Source organism: Streptomyces sp. NRRL S-118 (assembly GCF_000716335.1).
Taxonomy (GTDB): domain Bacteria; phylum Actinomycetota; class Actinomycetes; order Streptomycetales; family Streptomycetaceae; genus Streptomyces.
On the sequence record NZ_KL591006.1, the window covers coordinates 50,818 to 67,027 of the forward strand.

Sequence of the window (16,210 nt, forward strand, 5' to 3'; positions counted from 1 at the left end):
GTCGTCAGTCGGCGACCACCAGCGACGGGGTGTCCTTGGTGAGGACCTCGCCCCGGAAGAAGGCGGGGCTGCGGCGCTGCATCACCAGCATGATCACCACGCCCAGGAGGAGCAGGCCGACGCCGATCACGAAGACGGAGCCCATGCCGAGGACGGAGGAGCCGGAGCCGTAGGCCGGGTCCCACATGTCGTACAGGGTCTTGGCGAAGACCGCGGTCAGCATGAGGCCGCCGAGGGCCGGCAGGACGCCCTTGAAGAACGCGTCCCTGGCGGAGCGCGTCAGCTCCTTGCGGAAGTACCAGACGCAGGCGAAGGCCGTCAGGGCGTAGTAGAAGCAGATCATCAGGCCGAGCGCGTAGATCGTGTCGACCAGGACGTTCTCGCTGACCAGCGTCATCACCGTGTAGAAGACGCCGGTGGCGACGCCGGCGACGACCGTCGCCAGGCCCGGGGTCCTGAACCGCGGGTGGACCTTGGTGAAGGAGTGCGGCAGGGCCTCGTACGTCGACATGGCGAGGACCGTGCGCGCCACCGGGATGAAGGTGGTCTGGAGGCTGGCGGCGGCGGAGGCGAGGACGGCGACGAAGAGGGTGACGCCGAGGACGCTGCCCATGACGGGGCCGGCGAGGGCGGCGAAGACGTTGTCGGAGGTGTCCGGGTTGGCCAGGCCGAGGCCCTTGTCGCCGGAGCCGACGACCATCTGCGCGGCGATGCCGGTGGCGAGGTACGAGCCGACCAGCACGACCATGGTGATGAGCGCGGCGCGGCCGGGGGTCCTGGCGCTGCCGGTGGTCTCCTCGTTGGTCGCCATGCAGGCGTCCCAGCCCCAGTAGATGAAGATCGCGAGTGAGAGGCCGGCGGTGAAGGCGGAGAAGGACTCGACCGCGAACGGGTTCATCCAAGACCAGGAGAAGTCCACGCCGGTGGTGAACTCCGGGCTGCCCACCTTGGTGAAGGCCAGGACGACGAAGACGCCGAGGACCGCGAGCTGGAGGCCGACCAGGGCGTACTGCACGCCCTTGGTGGCGGTCATGCCGCGGTAGCTGATGGCGGTCGCGATGGCGATGAGGATCAGGCAGGTGAGGATGTGGACGGCCTTGTTGTCGTCCAGTGCGGCGACGTCCGGGTTGCCGGCGATCTCACCGGCCAGCAGCCAGAAGTACGAGGTGGCGACGCCCGCGAGGTTGGAGAGGACGATGATCGTGGCGATCACCAGGCCCCAGCCGCACATCCAGCCGATCCTGGGGCCGAACGCCTTCACGGTCCAGGTGAAGGAGGTGCCGCAGTCCGGCATCACCTTGTTGAGCTCCCGGTACGCGAAGGCGACGAGAAGCATGGGGAGGAACCCGGCCAGGAAGACGGCGGGCATCTGGAGGCCGACCTCGCCGGCCGTGGAGCCGAGGGTCGAGGTCAGACAGTAGACGGGGGCGACGGTCGAGATGCCGATGACGGCGCTGCCCACCAGGCCGACGGAGTTCCCGCCGAGCCCCTTGCTCTTGAAGTCGCCGGAGTCGCCCATCCCGGCGACGCCCCTTACCGTGTCTCCGGCCTGGGGCCGTGCTTCCACCTGAGTCATGCGAAGGACGTTAGGTGCTGCGGTTTCCACATCCGGAGGACGGAACTCCGCGATCTTTTCCTTGCTTTACCAGGTGGCGGCCGCCTATCGGTCAAGGATTCAAAGATTTGTCGCGGTTCAGTCGTGTGATTTGGTAGGCGCTCAGCCCGCCGTTCGATATGCGGGAACCGCAGCGGTGTCCGTTTTGCCGCCTTTCAAATTTTCCCAAGACTTTTTGGGGCCGCTACCCGGGCGCCTCCCGGCACGCCGCGGGCCGTGCTCCGTACGGGTGTCACCCGGGCCAGACGACGGCCTGCAACTCGCTGTAGGCGTGCAGCGCGTAGGAGCCGACGTCCCGCCCCACCCCGCTCTTGCGGAAGCCGCCGAACGGCGCCTCCATGTTGCGTCCGACCGTGTTCACGCCGACACCGCCGGCCCGCAACCGCGCCGCCACCCGGAAGGCACGGGCCACATCCGCCGACCAGACGTAGTCGATCAGGCCGTAGTCGCTGTCGCCGGCGAGCGCGATGCCCTCCTCCTCGTCGTCGAACGGCACGACCACCACCACCGGCCCGAAGATCTCCTCCCGGACCACCCGCATGCCGCTCGTGCAGTCGGTCAGCAGCGCCGGGGTGACGTAGAAACCCTTCCCGTGCGCCGGGGCGCGGCCGTGCCGCAGGACCCGCGCACCCTCCTCGCGGCCCAGTTCGACGTACGCCTCCACCCGGTCGCGGTGCGCGGCCGAGATCACCGGGCCGACGACCGTCCCCGGGTCGGCCGGGTCCCCCACCGTCATCCGGCCCAGGTACGCCGCCAGCCCCTCCACCAGCCGGCCGTACACCCGGCGCTGCGCCAGCACCCGCGTCGGAGCCGTGCAGATCTGGCCGCTGTAGAAGGAGAACGTCGTACCGATGCCGCCGATCGCCGCGGTCAGGTCGGCGTCGTCGAAGACCAGCGCCGCACCCTTGCCGCCGAGTTCCAGCAGCTGCCGCTTCAGTTCGCGCCCGCAGACCTCGCCGATGCGCTGCCCGACCGCCGTCGAACCGGTGAAGCTGACCATGTCGACGTCCGGCGAGGCCACCGCCGCCGCACCGGCCTCCGGCCCCGAGCCCGTGACGACGTTGACCACGCCCGGCGGCGCCCCCGCCTCCTCGAGGGCACGCGCCATGGCGTACACGGAGAGCGGATCCTGCGGGGCGGGCTTCACGACCACCGTGTTGCCCATGGCGAGCGCCGGAGCGATCTTGCCGGCCGGGTTGGCCCACGGGTTGTTGTACGAGGTGATGCAGGTGACCACGCCCACCGGGCGGCGCACCGCCACCGCGCCGAGGACGCCGGCCCGCCCCATGGGCCCGGCCTCGTGGATCTGCGGCGGGATCGCCTGCTCGACCGGCTCCAGCGCGCCCTTCGCGTACCGCCGGAACCGCGCGATCGCCACGGCGACCTGCATGCCGCGCGCGGTGGCGGTGGTGGCCCCGCTCTCGGCCCGCGCGAGGCGGGCGTGCGCCGGGGCGTCCCGTGCCATGAGGTCGGCGGCCCGGTCCAGCACGGCCGCGCGCTCCTCCGGGCGGGTGCGCGACCAGCTCGCGAACGCCGCGCGGGCGGCGCGCGCGGCCTCGCGCACCTGGGCCGGGCTCGCCTCGGGAGCGAGGCCGACGACCTCCTCGGTGGCGGGGTCGATCACCTCGTAGTGCCCGCCGTCCGGCTCGACCCACTCTCCCCCCACGTACAGCCGCTCCCGCGTCATCGCGTGGACACCGTCCTGGTGTCCCGCCCGGAGCGCAGGACCGTGCCCGGGACCGCGCCGGTGACCCGGTCGTCCCGTACCGTCTCGACGCCGTTGACCCGCACCGACACGATTCCCAGGGCGCGCGAGTCCAGGCGCGGGCTGTCGCCCGGCAGGTCGTGGACGAGGGAGGCGGGCCCGGCGTCGATCCGTCCGGGGTCGAAGAGCACCAGGTCGGCGTGGTAGCCCTCGGCGACGCGCCCGCGCCCGCGCAGCCCGAAGAGGCGCGCCGGGTCGTCGGTGAGCATCCGCACCGCCCGCTCCAGGCCGACCAGCCGGCGGCCGCGCAGGCAGTCGCCGATGAACCGCGTGGTGTAGGGGGCGCCGCACATCCGGTCCAGGTGCGCTCCCGCGTCCGAGCCGCCGAGCAGCACGTCCTCGTGCGCCCAGGTCTCGCGGCGCAGCGCCCAGGAGGCGGGGTCGTTGTCGGTGGGCATGGGCCACAGCACGGTGCGCAGGTCGTCGTGGGCGCAGATCTCGACCAGGCACTGGAAGGGGTCCTGCCCCCTCTCCTGTGCGATGTCCCGCACGACCCTGCCCGTCAGCCCCTCGTTCGCCGGGCTGTAGGTGTCGCCGATGACGTACCGGGCGAAGTCGGCGAGCCGCCGGAAGACCCCGGCCTCCTTCGACCGGGCGCGCCGCAGCATCTCCGCCCGGACGGCCGGGTCGCGGAGCAGGGCGATCCGTTCGGGCACCGGCAGCCCCAGGACCTCTCCCCACCCGGGGATCAGGTTGAGTGCGCAGAAGGTGCCGAGGGACATGTTCATCGGGGTCAGGATGGGCATGGTCAGCGCCACGACCCGCCCGCCGGCCTTGCGGGCCCGCTCGCTCGCGAGCAGCTGCCGGGGAACGCGGTCGGGGACGGCGGCGTCGATGGTGAGGACGTTCCAGTTGAGCGGCCGCCCGGCCGCGGCACTCATCTCGACGAGCAGGTCGATCTCGGCGTCCTCGAACCGGTCGAGGCACCCGGCGACGATCGCTTCGATCTGCGTTCCCTCGTGCTCGCCGACCGCCCGGGAGAGGGCGAGGAGCTCGGCGGGCGTGGCGTGCCGGGACGCGACGGGCCGGCCGTCGCCGTCCGCGTGCGTGGACGACTGGGTGGTGGACAGGCCCCAGGCGCCGGCGTCCATGGCGTCGTGCAGCAGCCGCACCATCTCCCGGAGCTGCCCGGGCGCGGGCTGCCCGCCGACGGCGTCCGGGCCCATGACGTACCTGCGCAGGGCGCAGTGCCCCACCATGAACCCCGCGTTCACGGCGATGCGCCCCTCCAGGGCGTCCAGGTACTCCCCGAAGCCGTGCCAGCCCCAGTCGACGCCCTCCTCCAGCGCCCTGAGGGCCATGCCCTCGACCTTGGCCATCATGCGGCGCGTGTAGTCGGCGTCCCCGGGCCGGCCGGGGTGGAGCGGTGCAAGGGTGAAGCCGCAGTTGCCGCCGACGACGGTGGTGACGCCGTGGTTCATGGAGGGCGTGGCGTACGGGTCCCAGAACAGCTGGGCGTCGTAGTGGGTGTGCGGATCGACGAACCCGGGCGCGAGGACGAGCCCGTCGGCGTCCTCGCTGCCGCGGGTGGCCTCGGTGACGGTGCCGGGGGGCGCGACGACCGCGACGCGGCCGTCCCTGAGCCCGACGTCCGCGGGGCGGGCGGGGGCACCGGTGCCGTCGACGAGGGCGGCGCCCCGGATCAGGTGGTCGAGCATGGCGTCCCTTCCTCCCACGGGCCCTGCGGCCCCTCGGTGTGCGCCCCGGCCGGAGGGGGCCGCGGGCGCCCTCCCGCCGGGGCCGGTACGGGGCCCGCGGCCCGGGATGCCGCGCCCCCGCGTCCCCGTCCCGCCCGCGACACGCCCCCGGGGGGAGACGCCCCCTAGGCGGCGGCGCGGAAACGGGTGGTGCGGTGGACCGGGTCCGTGTCGATCCTGGGGATCACGTGCTCGCCGATCAGCCGGATCGTCGTCATCGTGTCCTCGTACGACACCCCGATCGGCAGCCCGAACGACAGCTGGTCCGCCCCCGCCTCTTCCCACCGCCTGCACTGGCTCAGCACTTCGTCCGGGTCCCCGCAGATCATCAGCTCCTCCGCGATGAGCAGCTCGACGATCTCCTCGGTGTACTCGGGCAGCAGCTCGGGCCACCGGGGTATCCCCTCGGGCCGCGGGAAGGTGTCGTGGTAGCGGAACAGCAGCGACTGCAGGTAGTGCAGCCCGCCGCCGGCCGCGATGGCGACGGCCTTCGCGTGCGTCTCCGCGCAGATCGCCGTCGACGTCACCATCACGTTGTCGTTGACGAACGCCCCGACCGGCTCGGCGTCCTTCACCGCCGTCTTGTAGGAGTCGACCACCCACTCCATGTCGGAGACCTTCTGCACGCTGAAGCCGAGCACGCCCAGCCCCTTCTTCCCGGCCATGGCGTACGACGACGGCGAGCCGGCCGCGTACCACATGGCGGGGTGGGCCTTGCCGTACGGCTTGGGCAGCACCTTCCGGGGCGGCAGGGACCAGTGCTTCCCCTGGAAGCCCGGGTACTCGTCGTGGAGCCACATCCTGGGGAACTCGGCGATGGTCTCCTCCCAGATCTCCTTGGTGTGGTTCATGTCGGTGATGCCCGGCAGGAACCCGAGGATCTCGTGCGACCCGGCGCCGCGCCCGGAGCCGAACTCGAAGCGGCCGCGCGAGAGGTGGTCGAGCATGGCGACCTTCTCGGCGACCTTGACGGGGTGGTTGACCGGGGCGAGGGGGTTGAAGATGCCGGACCCGAGGTGGATGCGCTCCGTCGCGTGCGCCAGGTACCCGAGGTACACGTCGTTGGCCGACAGGTGCGAGTACTCCTCCAGGAAGTGGTGCTCGGAGGCCCAGGCGTACTTGAAGCCGGACTTGTCGGCCTGGATGACGTACTCGGTCTCCTCGATCAGCGCCTTGTGTTCCGCCTCGGGGTCCGCCCGGGCCCGCTCGGCCGGTACGTATCCCTGTACAAAGAGCCCGAATTCCACGGGGTTCACCGTCCCTACGACACGTACGGCACGTTCGGAGCCTGCCGCTCGACTGACGCTTCGTCAGATTCCGACTGTTCCACCGGGCACCCGCACCGTCAATAGCTGACGATCCGTCAGAAAGGCCGGACGCCCGCCAGCCAGCCGCCGTCCACGACGAACGGCTGACCGGTGATGTACGCCGAGTCCTCGCAGCTCAGGAAGAGTGCCAGCGCCGCGACCTCCTCGGCCCGCCCGGCCCGGCCCAGCGGCACGAGCCTGCGGTGGAAGTCACCGGCCGAGGCCGGGTCCGCGCCGCCGGGGCGGGACATGGGGGTGTCGACGACGCCGGGGCACACGGCGTTGACCCGGATCCCCCGGCCGGCCAGCTCCAGGGCCGCCACCCGGGTGAGGCCCAGCACGGCGTGCTTGCTGGCGGTGTAGGCGCCGACGTACGCCATGCCCGTCAGCGCGGTGCACGAGGCGGTGGTGACGATGGTGCCGCCGCCCGCGGCCGCGATCTCCGGTGCGACGGTACGGATCCCCAGGAAGCACCCCACCTGGTTGACGCGCACGACCTCCTGGAACTCCTCCAGTGGTGTCGAGACGAGCTCGTTGACACGCAGGATCCCGGCGTTGCCGACGAGCCCGTCGATCCTGCCGAAGGCGTCCTTCCCGGCCGCGACGGCGGCGTGCCAGTCGTCCTCGGACCCCACGTCCAGGTGCACGTAGAGCGCCCGCTCCGCCCCCAGCTCCGCGGCGAGCTCCCGCCCCCGCCCGTCGAGCACGTCGGCGAGGACCACCCTGGCACCCTCGGCCGCGAAGAGCCGCGCCTCCTGCTCGCCCTGCCCGCGCGCCGCCCCGGTGATGAGCACGACCCGCCCGTCGAGTTTTCCCATGCCGGCCCCCTCAGCCCAGGTGCGGGGCGACGCCCGCGGCGAACGCCCCCATCTGGTCGGTCAGCTCCTCGCGGCTCCGGGAGCGGAACCGCACCTGTATCTGGTCCACGCCCATCGCCCCGTACGCGCGCAGCGACTCGGCGAGCGCGTCCGGTCCGCCGCTGAGCGTGCGCCGGCCGACCTCCCAGGCCGCGTCCCCGACGTACAGCGCCTCGGTGATGGCCCCGACCGCGAACGGCCCGGCGACGCCCGCCTCCTCGCGCAGCCGCCGCAGCCGGGAGATCCGCGCCGGGAGCCGGTCGCGCGGGTCGCCCTGGGGCAGCCACCCGTCGCCCTTGAGCGCGGCGCGCCGCAGCGCGGCGGGTGACGAGCCGCCGACCCAGACCGGTACCCGCGGCTGCGCCGGGCGGGGCCGCTGTCCGAGGTCCCGGAAGGCGTACCGCTCCCCGTGGAACTCGGGGAACTCCTCCTCGCCCAGCGCCGCCCTCAGCGCGTCCACGACCTCGTCCAGCACCGCCCCGCGCCGCTCGAAGTCCACGCCCAGCGCGTCGAACTCCTCCCGTACGTGCCCGGCGCCGACCCCCAGGACCAGCCGCCCCCCGCTCAGGTGGTCAAGGGTCGCGTACTGCTTCGCCGTCACGAGCGGATGCCGGAGCCCGACGACCGCGACATGGCTGAGCAGCCGCACCCGGCGGGTGACCGCCGCGAGGTACGCGAGGGTGGCCACGGGGTCGTACCACACCGTGCTCATCGCGCCGGCGAGCCGCCGCGGGATCGCCACGTGGTCGCAGCAGGCGACGTACGCGAACCCGCACCGGTCCGCGGCGCGGGCGACCGCCGCGAGATCCTCCGGCCCGGCGCCCGCTTCCCAGGGCTCGGCGAAGAGGGTGCTCCGCGACTGGACCGGCAGCTGAATCCCGTAGGCGACCATGCCCCACCCCATATCTGACGCTGCGTCAGTTTCCTGCGGCCGGTCCATCGTCGCGCCCGGCACCCCGCCGGACAAGCCCCGCGGCGCCCCAGCCTCACCCCAGCAGCGCGTACACCGTGGACGCCCGCGCGGCCGGCCCGGGCTCCCCCTCCGCCGTCATGGTGATCTCGGCGAACGCCATCCGCCTGCCCAGCTTGGTGATCCGCGCGTCCACGAGCACGTCGGCACCGGCCACCATCCGCTGGAAGCTGGTGGACTGCTGCACCGTGGTCATGGGCACGAAGGCGCCGCGCGCCGAGGACACCGCGATCACGGTCGCCGTGTCGGCCGCCGCCATCAGGGCCTGCCCCGACAACCCACCGCCTTCCCGGGCGAGCCGCTCGTCCCACGGCAGCCGCAGCACCGCGTGCGCGTCCCCCGTCTCCACGACGCTCAGTCCGAGCTCCAGCACCCAGGGCGCGAAGTTGCCGGCGAGGATCTTCTCCGCCTCGACGATCTCAAGAGTCATGCCGGGATGCTCCCGCCGCCCGGCCGCCGCGAAACCCGGGGCCGCCCGGGGGTCACCCCACGTCGTACCCGAGCGCCGCCGCGATGACCGCCGCCTGCTCCAGGTCGATCCGGGTGCCGGCCGCCTCCGCCGCGAGCGGGTCCAGCGACGACAGATCGCTGCCGCGCAGGTCCGCGTCCTTCAGCCGCACCCCGCCCAGCGCCGCCCCCGACAGGTCGCACGACGTCAGCGTCGCGCCGTCCAGACGGGCGCCCGTGAAGCCGGCTTCGCGCAGCCGGACGCCCTCGAAGGAGGCTTTGCGCAGGTCGGCGCCGTCGAGCCCGACGAACGACCAGTCACCGCCGCTGACCGCCAGCAGGGCGAAGGTCGACCGCTCGAAGCGGCTGCCCACCACCTTGCAGCGCTCGAAGCGCGTGTCGAAGAAGCCGCACGCGCGGAACACGCAGTTCGTGAACGCCGCGTCGGTGTGACGGGAGGCGTTGAAGCGCACGCCGGAGAACGTGCACGCGTCGAACACGGCACCCTCGCTGACGACCTCGGTGAAGTCCGCGTCGTGGAAGGTGCACCCGCTGTACGTGGTCCCGGGCCCGAGCTCCCGGCCGTACCAGTCCTCGCCCCGCACGACGAGGTCGCGTTCGTTCGGCATGCGTTCCATTGAACAGCCGGCCACTGACAGCGGGCCGCCGCGGCGGGCCGCCCCGGCGGGCCGCCGTTGCCGGAACGGCAACGGATATTGCCGGGGACGGGAGGAGGGGGTGAAGTGGAGCCATGGAGCAGCCGTCGAAGATCGCCGATGTCCTGGCCGACGTCGGGCCCCGCCTCAAGCGTCTGCGCACCCGGCGCGGCATCACCCTCACCTCCCTCGCCGAGGCCACCGGCATTTCCAAGAGCACGCTCTCCCGTCTGGAGAGCGGTCAGCGCCGCCCCAGCCTGGAGCTGCTGCTGCCCATCGCACAGGCTCACCAGGTCCCCCTCGACGAGCTGGTGGGCGCCCCCGAGGTCGGCGACCCGCGCGTCCGGCTCGCGCCCCGGCGTGCGGGCGACAAGGTGATCGTGCCGCTGACCCGGCAGCCCGGGCCGCTCCAGGCGCTGAAGGTGGTCATCCCGGCGGACCGGAGCGAGCCGGAGCCGCGCGTGCACGAGGGGTACGAGTGGATGTACGTCCTCGCCGGGCGGCTGCGGCTGGTGCTGGGCGAGCACGACCTGGTGCTGGGGCCCGGCGAAGCGGCCGAGTTCGACACGCGCGTGCCGCACTGGTTCGGCAGCGCCGGGGACGGTCCCGTCGAGTTCCTGAGTCTCCTGGGGCGTCAGGGGGAGCGGATGCACTTCCGGGCCAAGCCGCGGCCCCGGGAGATTTGACGAAGAAGTGGACGTTTCGTACCGGATCATCCCTTGATGTCGGTCCCCGTCGCGAGGAGACTCGGGAGGGAGGAGGCCCGATCGCATGATCATCCATCGCCTCGGACGTGACGTCACCGTCCTCAACGACCACCTCCCCGTGCCGGGCATCGGTTTCCTGACGGTCAACGCCTTCGTGCTGCACGCCGCGGAACCCGTCGTCGTCGACACCGGGCTCAGCCTCCCCGACCGGGGCTTCCTGGACGCGCTGGGGTCGGCGGTCGATGTGCCCGACGTCCGGTGGATCTGGCTGACCCACCCGGACCGCGACCACACGGGGGCGATCTTCGACCTCCTCGCGGCGGCACCGAAGGCGCGGGTGGTGACCACCTTCCTGGGCGCGGGGATCATGTCGACGTACCGCCCGCTGCCCATGGACCGCTTGTACCTGCTCAACCCGGGCCAGAGCCTCGACGTCGGCGACCGGACGCTGGTGGGGTTCCGGCCGCCGCTGTTCGACAACCCCGCGACGGTCGGGTTCTACGACACCGACTCGGGGATCTGCTTCAGCTCCGACTGCTTCGGGGCACCGATGCCCAGCCCGGAGCTGGCCATGGCGGACGACGTGGGCGACGTACCGCCGGACGCGCTGCGGGCGGGCCAGATGCTGTGGGCGACGGTCGACAGCCCGTGGGTGCACCTGGTGGACCGGGAGGCGTTCCTCTCCACGATGGAGCCGCTGCGCGTCATGGCTCCCGAGCGGATCCTCAGCACGCACCTGCCGCCCGCGGCCGGCCGCGCGGCGCAGTTCCTGGACCTGGTGGCCTCCGCGCCCGGCGCGGACCCGTTCGTCGGGCCCGACCAGCGCGCGCTGGAGGAGATGCTCGCCGGCTTCGAGCCGCCCGGAGGGCCCGGGCGGCCCGCTCCCGCGGCCGGGGAAGCCGCCGAGGAGGCGAGGCCCACGGTCGGCCCCGCGGTGACCTGAGCCCGCCCCGCCTCACGCCCCGGCCCAGAGTCCGTCCTCCGTCAGGCCCAGCAGCTCGATCGCGTTCCCGCGGACGATCCGCTCGACCACGTCCGGCGCCAGGTGGCCCATCTGCGCCTCGCCGACCTCCCGCGACTTCGGCCAGGTCGAGTCGGAGTGCGGGTAGTCCGTCTCGTACAGGACGTTGCCGACACCGATGGCATCGAGGTTCCGCAGCCCGAACGCGTCGTCGAAGAAGCAGCCGTGGACGTGTTCGGCGAACAGCTCCGACGGCGGCCGCGTCACCTTGCCGGCGACGCCGCCCCAGGCGCGGTTCTCTTCCCACACGACGTCCGCCCGCTCCAGGATGTACGGGATCCAGCCGATCTGGCCCTCGGCGTACATCACCTTCAGGCCGGGGAAGCGCTCGAACTTCCCGCTCATCAGCCAGTCGACCAGGGAGAAGCAGCAGTTGGCGAAGGTGATGGTGGAGCCCACGGCCGGCGGGGCGTCCGCCGAGGTCGAGGGCATCCTGGACGACGAGCCGATGTGCATCGCGACGACCGTGCCGGTCTCGGCGCACGCCGCGAGGAAGGGGTCCCAGGCGTCGGTGTGGACCGACGGCAGCCCGAGGCGCGGCGGGATCTCCGAGAAGGCCACCGCCCGTACGCCCCGGGCGGCGTTGCGCCGCACCTCCGCCGCCGCGAGCCCGGCGTCCCACAGGGGCACGAGGGTCAGCGGGATGAGCCGGCCGTGCGCCTCGGGGCCGCACCACTCCTCGACCATCCAGTCGTTGTACGCGCGCACGCCGAGCAGGCCCAGTTCGCGGTCGGCGGCCTCGGTGAAGGTCTGGCCGCAGAAGCGCGGGAACGTGGGGAAGCACAGCGCGGACTGGACGTGGTTGACGTCCATGTCGGCGAGGCGGTCGGGGACGCTGTACGAGCCGGGGCGCATCTGCTCGTAGGTGATGACCTCCAGGCGTATCTCGTCGCGGTCGTAGCCGACGGCGGTGTCGAGGCGGGTGAGGGGCCGGTGGAGGTCCTCGTACACCCACCAGTCCCCGACGGGCCCCTCGTCGCCCGGGTCCCCCATGACCGGGGCGAACCGCCCGCCCAGGAAGGTCATCTCCTTCAGGGGGGCCCGCACGACGCGCGGGCCGGTGTCCCGGTACCTGGAAGGGAGCCGGTCCCGCCAGACGTGCGGGGGCTCCACCGTGTGGTCGTCGACCGAGATGATCCGCGGAAAGGTCGCCTGGGTCTCCATGCGCACCACCGTAGCGCTGAACTGACGACCCGTCAGCTCCATGGTGGGGAGCTTGTGCAGAGCGTCACCCCCTGCTGACGCAAACGCCGTCGACAAGGCAGACTGTCCGGGGCGAGACCAGCGGTACGGGCAGGGGGAGCTATGGACCGTGAAGACGGGCCGCGAGTGCCGGAGCAGCGGAGCGCTCCGCGTCCGGCCCCCGCCGGCGGCGAAGGCGGCGACCTGCGCTTCGGCGTGCTCGGCCCGGTCCGCGCCTGGCACGACGGCGACCCCCTGCCCTCCGGGTCGCCCCAGCAGCGGGCCCTGCTCGCCGCCCTGCTGCTGCGCGACGGCCGCACCGCCACGGCCGCCGAGCTCATCGACGCCATCTGGGGCGACGAACCGCCCTCACAGGCGCTCGCCGCGGTCCGCACGTACGCCTCGCGCCTGCGCAAGGTGCTGCCCCCGGGCGTGCTGGTCAGCGAGTCCGGCGGGTACGCGATCCGCGGCCGCGCCGACGCCCTCGACCTGAACGTCGCGCAGGAGCTGGCCGCCGAGGCCGAGAAGGCACGGGCGGCGGGCGAGCGCAACCAGGCCCGGGTGCTCATCAACAAGTCGCTGGGCCTCTGGGACGGCGAGCCTCTCGCCTCCGTGCCGGGACCGTACGCCGAGACGCAGCGCGCCCGCCTGGAGGAGTGGCGGCTGTCGCTCCTGGAGACCCGGCTCGACCTGGACCTGGAGTGCGGCCACCACGCGGAGGCGGTGTCCGAGCTGACGGCCCTGACCGCCGCGCACCCGCTGCGCGAGCGGCTGCGGGAGCTGCTGATGCTGGCGCTGTACCGCAGCGGGCGGCAGGCCGAGGCACTGGCCGTGTACGCGGACACGCGCCGGCTGCTCGCCGACGAGCTGGGCGTCGACCCCGCCCCGGAGCTCTCCCGGCTCCAGCAGCGCATCCTCCAGGCCGACGTGGAGCTGGCGCGCCCGGTGGAGGAACCGCCCACCGCGCCGAAGCCGTCCCGGCCGGCACAACTGCCGGCCACGGTCCCGGACTTCACCGGCCGGGCCGCGTTCGTCCGCGAGCTGCGCGACCGGCTGGCCACGGCCGAGGGCTCGGTCATGGCGGTGTCGGCGCTCGCGGGCATCGGCGGGGTCGGCAAGACGACGCTCGCCGTGCACGTCGCGCACGACGCCCGGCCGCACTTCCCGGACGGCCAGCTGTACGTGGACCTCCAGGGCGCGGGCCCGCGGGCCGCGGAGCCGGAGACCGTGCTCGGCGCCTTCCTGCGGGCCCTCGGGACGCCCGACTCGGCCATCCCCGACTCGCTCGACGAGCGCGCCGCCCTGTACCGCTCGACGCTGGACGGGCGGCGGGTGCTGGTCCTGCTGGACAACGCGCGGGACGCGGCGCAGGTCCGCCCGCTGCTGCCGGGGACGGCGGGGTGCGCGGCCCTCGTCACCAGCCGCGTGAGGATGGTGGACCTGGCGGGCGCGCACCTGGTCGACCTCGACGTGATGTCGCCGGAGGAGGCGCTCCAGCTCTTCACCAGGATCGTGGGCGCCGAGCGTGTCCAGGCGGAGCGCGAGGCGGCCCTGGACGTGGTCGCCGCCTGCGGTTTCCTGCCCCTCGCGATCCGCATCGCCGCGTCGCGGCTGGCGGCGCGGCGCACCTGGACGGTCTCGGTCCTCGCGGCCAAGCTCGCCGACGAGCGCCGCCGCCTCGACGAGCTCCAGGCGGGCGACCTCGCGGTGAAGGCCACGTTCGAGCTCGGTTACGGGCAGCTGGAGCCGGCGCAGGCCCGCGCGTTCCGCCTGCTGGGCCTCGCCGACGGCCCGGACATCTCCCTCGCGGCCGCGGCGGCCGTCCTGGACCTGCCGCTCCACGACGCCGAGGACCTGCTGGAGTCCCTCGTGGACGCCTCCCTGCTGGAGTCCGCGGCCCCCGGCCGCTACCGCTTCCACGACCTGGTCCGCCTCTACGCGCGGGCGTGCGCGGAGCGCGACGAACAGCCGCCCGCGGAGCGTGACCTGGCCCTGTCCCGGCTGCTCGACTTCTACCTGGCCACGGCGGCGCGGGTGTACGCGATCGAGCGCCCGGGCGACCGCCTGGTCGACCACCTGGAGCCGACGACGTACCGCGGTCTGACGTTCGCGGACCGGCACGCGGCCCAGGACTGGCTCTACGCCGAGGCCGACTGCCTGCTGGCCTGCGCGCGCCGGTCGGCCGGCGGCGACTCCCTGCGGCGGGCGGTGGACCTGCTGTGGGCGGCGCTGGACCTGGCGGAGTCCGGGGCGAACTCCAAGGGGTACGAAGCCGTCGCGACGGCCCTGCGGCAGGACTCCCGCAGCTCCGGGGACGGCAGGGCCGAGGCCCGCGCCGCCATCGCCCTGGCCTACGTCCACCACGTCTCGGGGCGCTTCGACCAGGCGGACCAGGAGGCGCGCGAGGCGATGGCGCTGGCCCTGGAGGCCGACGACCCGCTGCCGCGCTGCTGGGCGGCGAACACCCGGGGGGTCATCGCGCTCTACCAGAACAACCACGCCGACGGCGAGAACCACCTCGCCGAGGCCATCCGGGACTTCCGGGCGTGCGAGGACCGGGCCGGCGAGGCCAGCGCCCTGTGCAACCTCTCCCGCATCCACCTGGCCATGGGCCGCACCGCGAGCGCGGTCACCCTCGCCCAGGAGGGCACGGCCATGTACGACGGGATGGGGCATGCCCTCAAGGGGGCGAACGGCCGCTACGCCCTGGGCCTGGCGCTGACGCAGAGCGGCCGGCTGTCCGCGGCCGCGGACCGGCTCGGGGAGGCGCTGGAGGTCTTCCGGGACAGCCGCCAGCGCCTGTGGGAGGGCATGACGCTGTTCCGTCTGGCCGAGGTCGACATCGCCGCGGGACGGCACGCGCAGGCCGCGGCGAACGCGGAGATGGCGCTGACGGTGCTGCGCGGCATCGGTGGCGAGTGGCGGCGCGGGAACGTCCTGACCGTGCTCGGCCGGGCGCTGGCGGGCATCGGCCAGAGCGGCCGTGCCCAGGTGTGCTGGCAGGAGGCCCTCGGCATCTACGAGGAGCTGGACTCGCCGGAGGCGGGCGAGGTGCGGACGCTGCTGAAGCCGGTGCCGGCCGCGTAGGACCGCCCCGGACTGGGCGTTCATCGTTCGTTTATGGCGGTCGGTCATTCTCTTTTCCACGGACCCGTCGCGTCGGGGGGCAGGCGGGCCACCGGTGAGGCCGTCGCTCCCAGGCACTAGGGTGAACGGCCCTGTAGAGGCCCGTCCGGCCGTCCTCGGGGGAACAGCCGGGCGGGCCTCGCCGAACACCGGACCGAGTGACTTCAACGGGAGATGATCATGAGCGACGCCAGCAACACCGAGCCCGTCGTCAAGCCGACGAACATCCACGCCACCGGCACCAGGCCGACCGCCGCGGCGGAGCAGATCGAGACCAAGAACATCCATGCGACCGGGTCGCCGGCGGACCGGATCATCACCAAGAACATCCACGCCACGACCGAGCCCGCGGACGAGGGCGACGTGTCGACCGAGAACATCCATGCCACCTCGGAGCCGGTGAAGTAGTCACCACCTGAACCTTCACCCACGGGGTGCGGCCGCGGCGGCGCGGAGGGGGAGCCGCTGCGGCCGCGGCATGTCCGCCCGGGGTCGTCGGCCAAAGGTTGTCCGGAACCGGCTCAACCATCGAACTGACGTTCAGCTCCTGCCTAGGGTCGGCCCGTACGGACATCCACCACCTGTCGAAGGAGCTGGAATGACTCGCACGAAGCGCCTGCTGGCCGGAGCCTTCATCGCCGCGGCCGTCGCCGCGGGCACGGCGACGCCCGCGATGGCCGCCGCCCCGGACGACGACTGGATCGTCGCCCCGCAGGGCGACAACCACACGCCCGTCTCCCCGGACGACGACTGGATCGTCACCCCGCAGGGCGACGACGGCTGGGGCTGATCGCAACGCCGGAGGGGCCGCCCCGTGCGGCCGGCCCCTCCGCCGCCGGGCCGCGCGGGCGGGCAGGACC

General features: G+C 73.2%; 14 protein-coding genes. 5 read left to right on the forward strand and 9 right to left on the reverse strand.

Features of this window, described 5'->3' with window-relative positions; genetic code table 11:
• Positions 1 to 4: 4 nt before the first annotated feature.
• The 8 genes from IH00_RS0113020 to IH00_RS0113055 form a co-directional block, all read right to left on the reverse strand.
• Complete coding sequence (locus IH00_RS0113020; RefSeq protein WP_031072934.1) at positions 5 to 1,576, reverse strand: APC family permease; 1,572 nt, start codon at positions 1,574 to 1,576, stop codon at positions 5 to 7.
• A gap of 271 nt (positions 1,577 to 1,847) precedes the next feature.
• Complete coding sequence (locus IH00_RS0113025) at positions 1,848 to 3,302, reverse strand: aldehyde dehydrogenase family protein (RefSeq protein WP_031072936.1); 1,455 nt, start codon at positions 3,300 to 3,302, stop codon at positions 1,848 to 1,850.
• Complete coding sequence (locus IH00_RS0113030; RefSeq protein WP_031072939.1) at positions 3,299 to 5,038, reverse strand: N-acyl-D-amino-acid deacylase family protein; 1,740 nt, start codon at positions 5,036 to 5,038, stop codon at positions 3,299 to 3,301. Before IH00_RS0113030 ends, IH00_RS0113025 begins: the two co-directional genes overlap by 4 nt.
• A 164-nt stretch (positions 5,039 to 5,202) precedes the next feature.
• The gene (locus IH00_RS0113035) at positions 5,203 to 6,324 is read right to left on the reverse strand and encodes an LLM class flavin-dependent oxidoreductase (RefSeq protein WP_031072941.1); all 1,122 of its coding nucleotides are present in this window, start codon (positions 6,322 to 6,324) and stop codon (positions 5,203 to 5,205) included.
• 116 nt (positions 6,325 to 6,440) lie between these two features.
• Positions 6,441 to 7,202, reverse strand: coding sequence for an SDR family NAD(P)-dependent oxidoreductase (locus IH00_RS0113040; RefSeq protein ID WP_031072943.1), 762 nt, complete (start codon positions 7,200 to 7,202; stop codon positions 6,441 to 6,443).
• A gap of 10 nt (positions 7,203 to 7,212) precedes the next feature.
• Positions 7,213 to 8,133, reverse strand: a complete 921-nt coding sequence (locus tag IH00_RS0113045) for an LLM class F420-dependent oxidoreductase (RefSeq protein ID WP_031072945.1) — start codon at positions 8,131 to 8,133, stop codon at positions 7,213 to 7,215.
• A gap of 94 nt (positions 8,134 to 8,227) precedes the next feature.
• Positions 8,228 to 8,641 (reverse strand): PaaI family thioesterase, encoded by a 414-nt coding sequence (locus tag IH00_RS0113050; RefSeq protein WP_031072946.1) that lies wholly within the window; start codon positions 8,639 to 8,641, stop codon positions 8,228 to 8,230.
• Between the two features lie 52 nt (positions 8,642 to 8,693).
• The gene (locus IH00_RS0113055; RefSeq protein ID WP_078887721.1) at positions 8,694 to 9,287 is read right to left on the reverse strand and encodes a pentapeptide repeat-containing protein; all 594 of its coding nucleotides are present in this window, start codon (positions 9,285 to 9,287) and stop codon (positions 8,694 to 8,696) included.
• A 122-nt stretch (positions 9,288 to 9,409) separates the two neighbouring features.
• Between IH00_RS0113055 and IH00_RS0113060 the strand changes: the two genes are divergently transcribed.
• Positions 9,410 to 10,000 (forward strand): helix-turn-helix domain-containing protein, encoded by a 591-nt coding sequence (locus IH00_RS0113060; protein WP_031072949.1) that lies wholly within the window; start codon positions 9,410 to 9,412, stop codon positions 9,998 to 10,000.
• An 85-nt stretch (positions 10,001 to 10,085) separates the two neighbouring features.
• Complete coding sequence (locus IH00_RS0113065) at positions 10,086 to 10,964, forward strand: MBL fold metallo-hydrolase (protein ID WP_052411366.1); 879 nt, start codon at positions 10,086 to 10,088, stop codon at positions 10,962 to 10,964.
• Between the two features lie 12 nt (positions 10,965 to 10,976).
• Here IH00_RS0113065 and IH00_RS0113070 read toward each other — a convergent pair whose 3' ends face one another.
• Positions 10,977 to 12,206, reverse strand: a complete 1,230-nt coding sequence (locus IH00_RS0113070) for an amidohydrolase family protein (protein ID WP_031072952.1) — start codon at positions 12,204 to 12,206, stop codon at positions 10,977 to 10,979.
• Between the two features lie 141 nt (positions 12,207 to 12,347).
• On the opposite strand from IH00_RS0113070, the gene IH00_RS0113075 reads away from it, so the two are divergent.
• The 3 genes from IH00_RS0113075 to IH00_RS0113085 all read left to right on the forward strand — a co-directional run bounded on the left by IH00_RS0113075 (position 12,348) and on the right by IH00_RS0113085 (position 16,140).
• Positions 12,348 to 15,311: an SARP-family global regulator AfsR gene (locus IH00_RS0113075; protein WP_031072954.1), complete on the forward strand. Its 2,964-nt coding sequence runs from the start codon at positions 12,348 to 12,350 to the stop codon at positions 15,309 to 15,311.
• A gap of 219 nt (positions 15,312 to 15,530) precedes the next feature.
• A complete protein-coding gene (locus IH00_RS0113080) occupies positions 15,531 to 15,758 on the forward strand; it encodes a hypothetical protein (RefSeq protein ID WP_031072956.1) in 228 nt (75 codons plus the stop codon).
• A 190-nt stretch (positions 15,759 to 15,948) separates the two neighbouring features.
• Positions 15,949 to 16,140, forward strand: a complete 192-nt coding sequence (locus tag IH00_RS0113085; RefSeq protein WP_031072958.1) for a hypothetical protein — start codon at positions 15,949 to 15,951, stop codon at positions 16,138 to 16,140.
• The last annotated feature ends 70 nt before the right edge of the window (positions 16,141 to 16,210 follow it).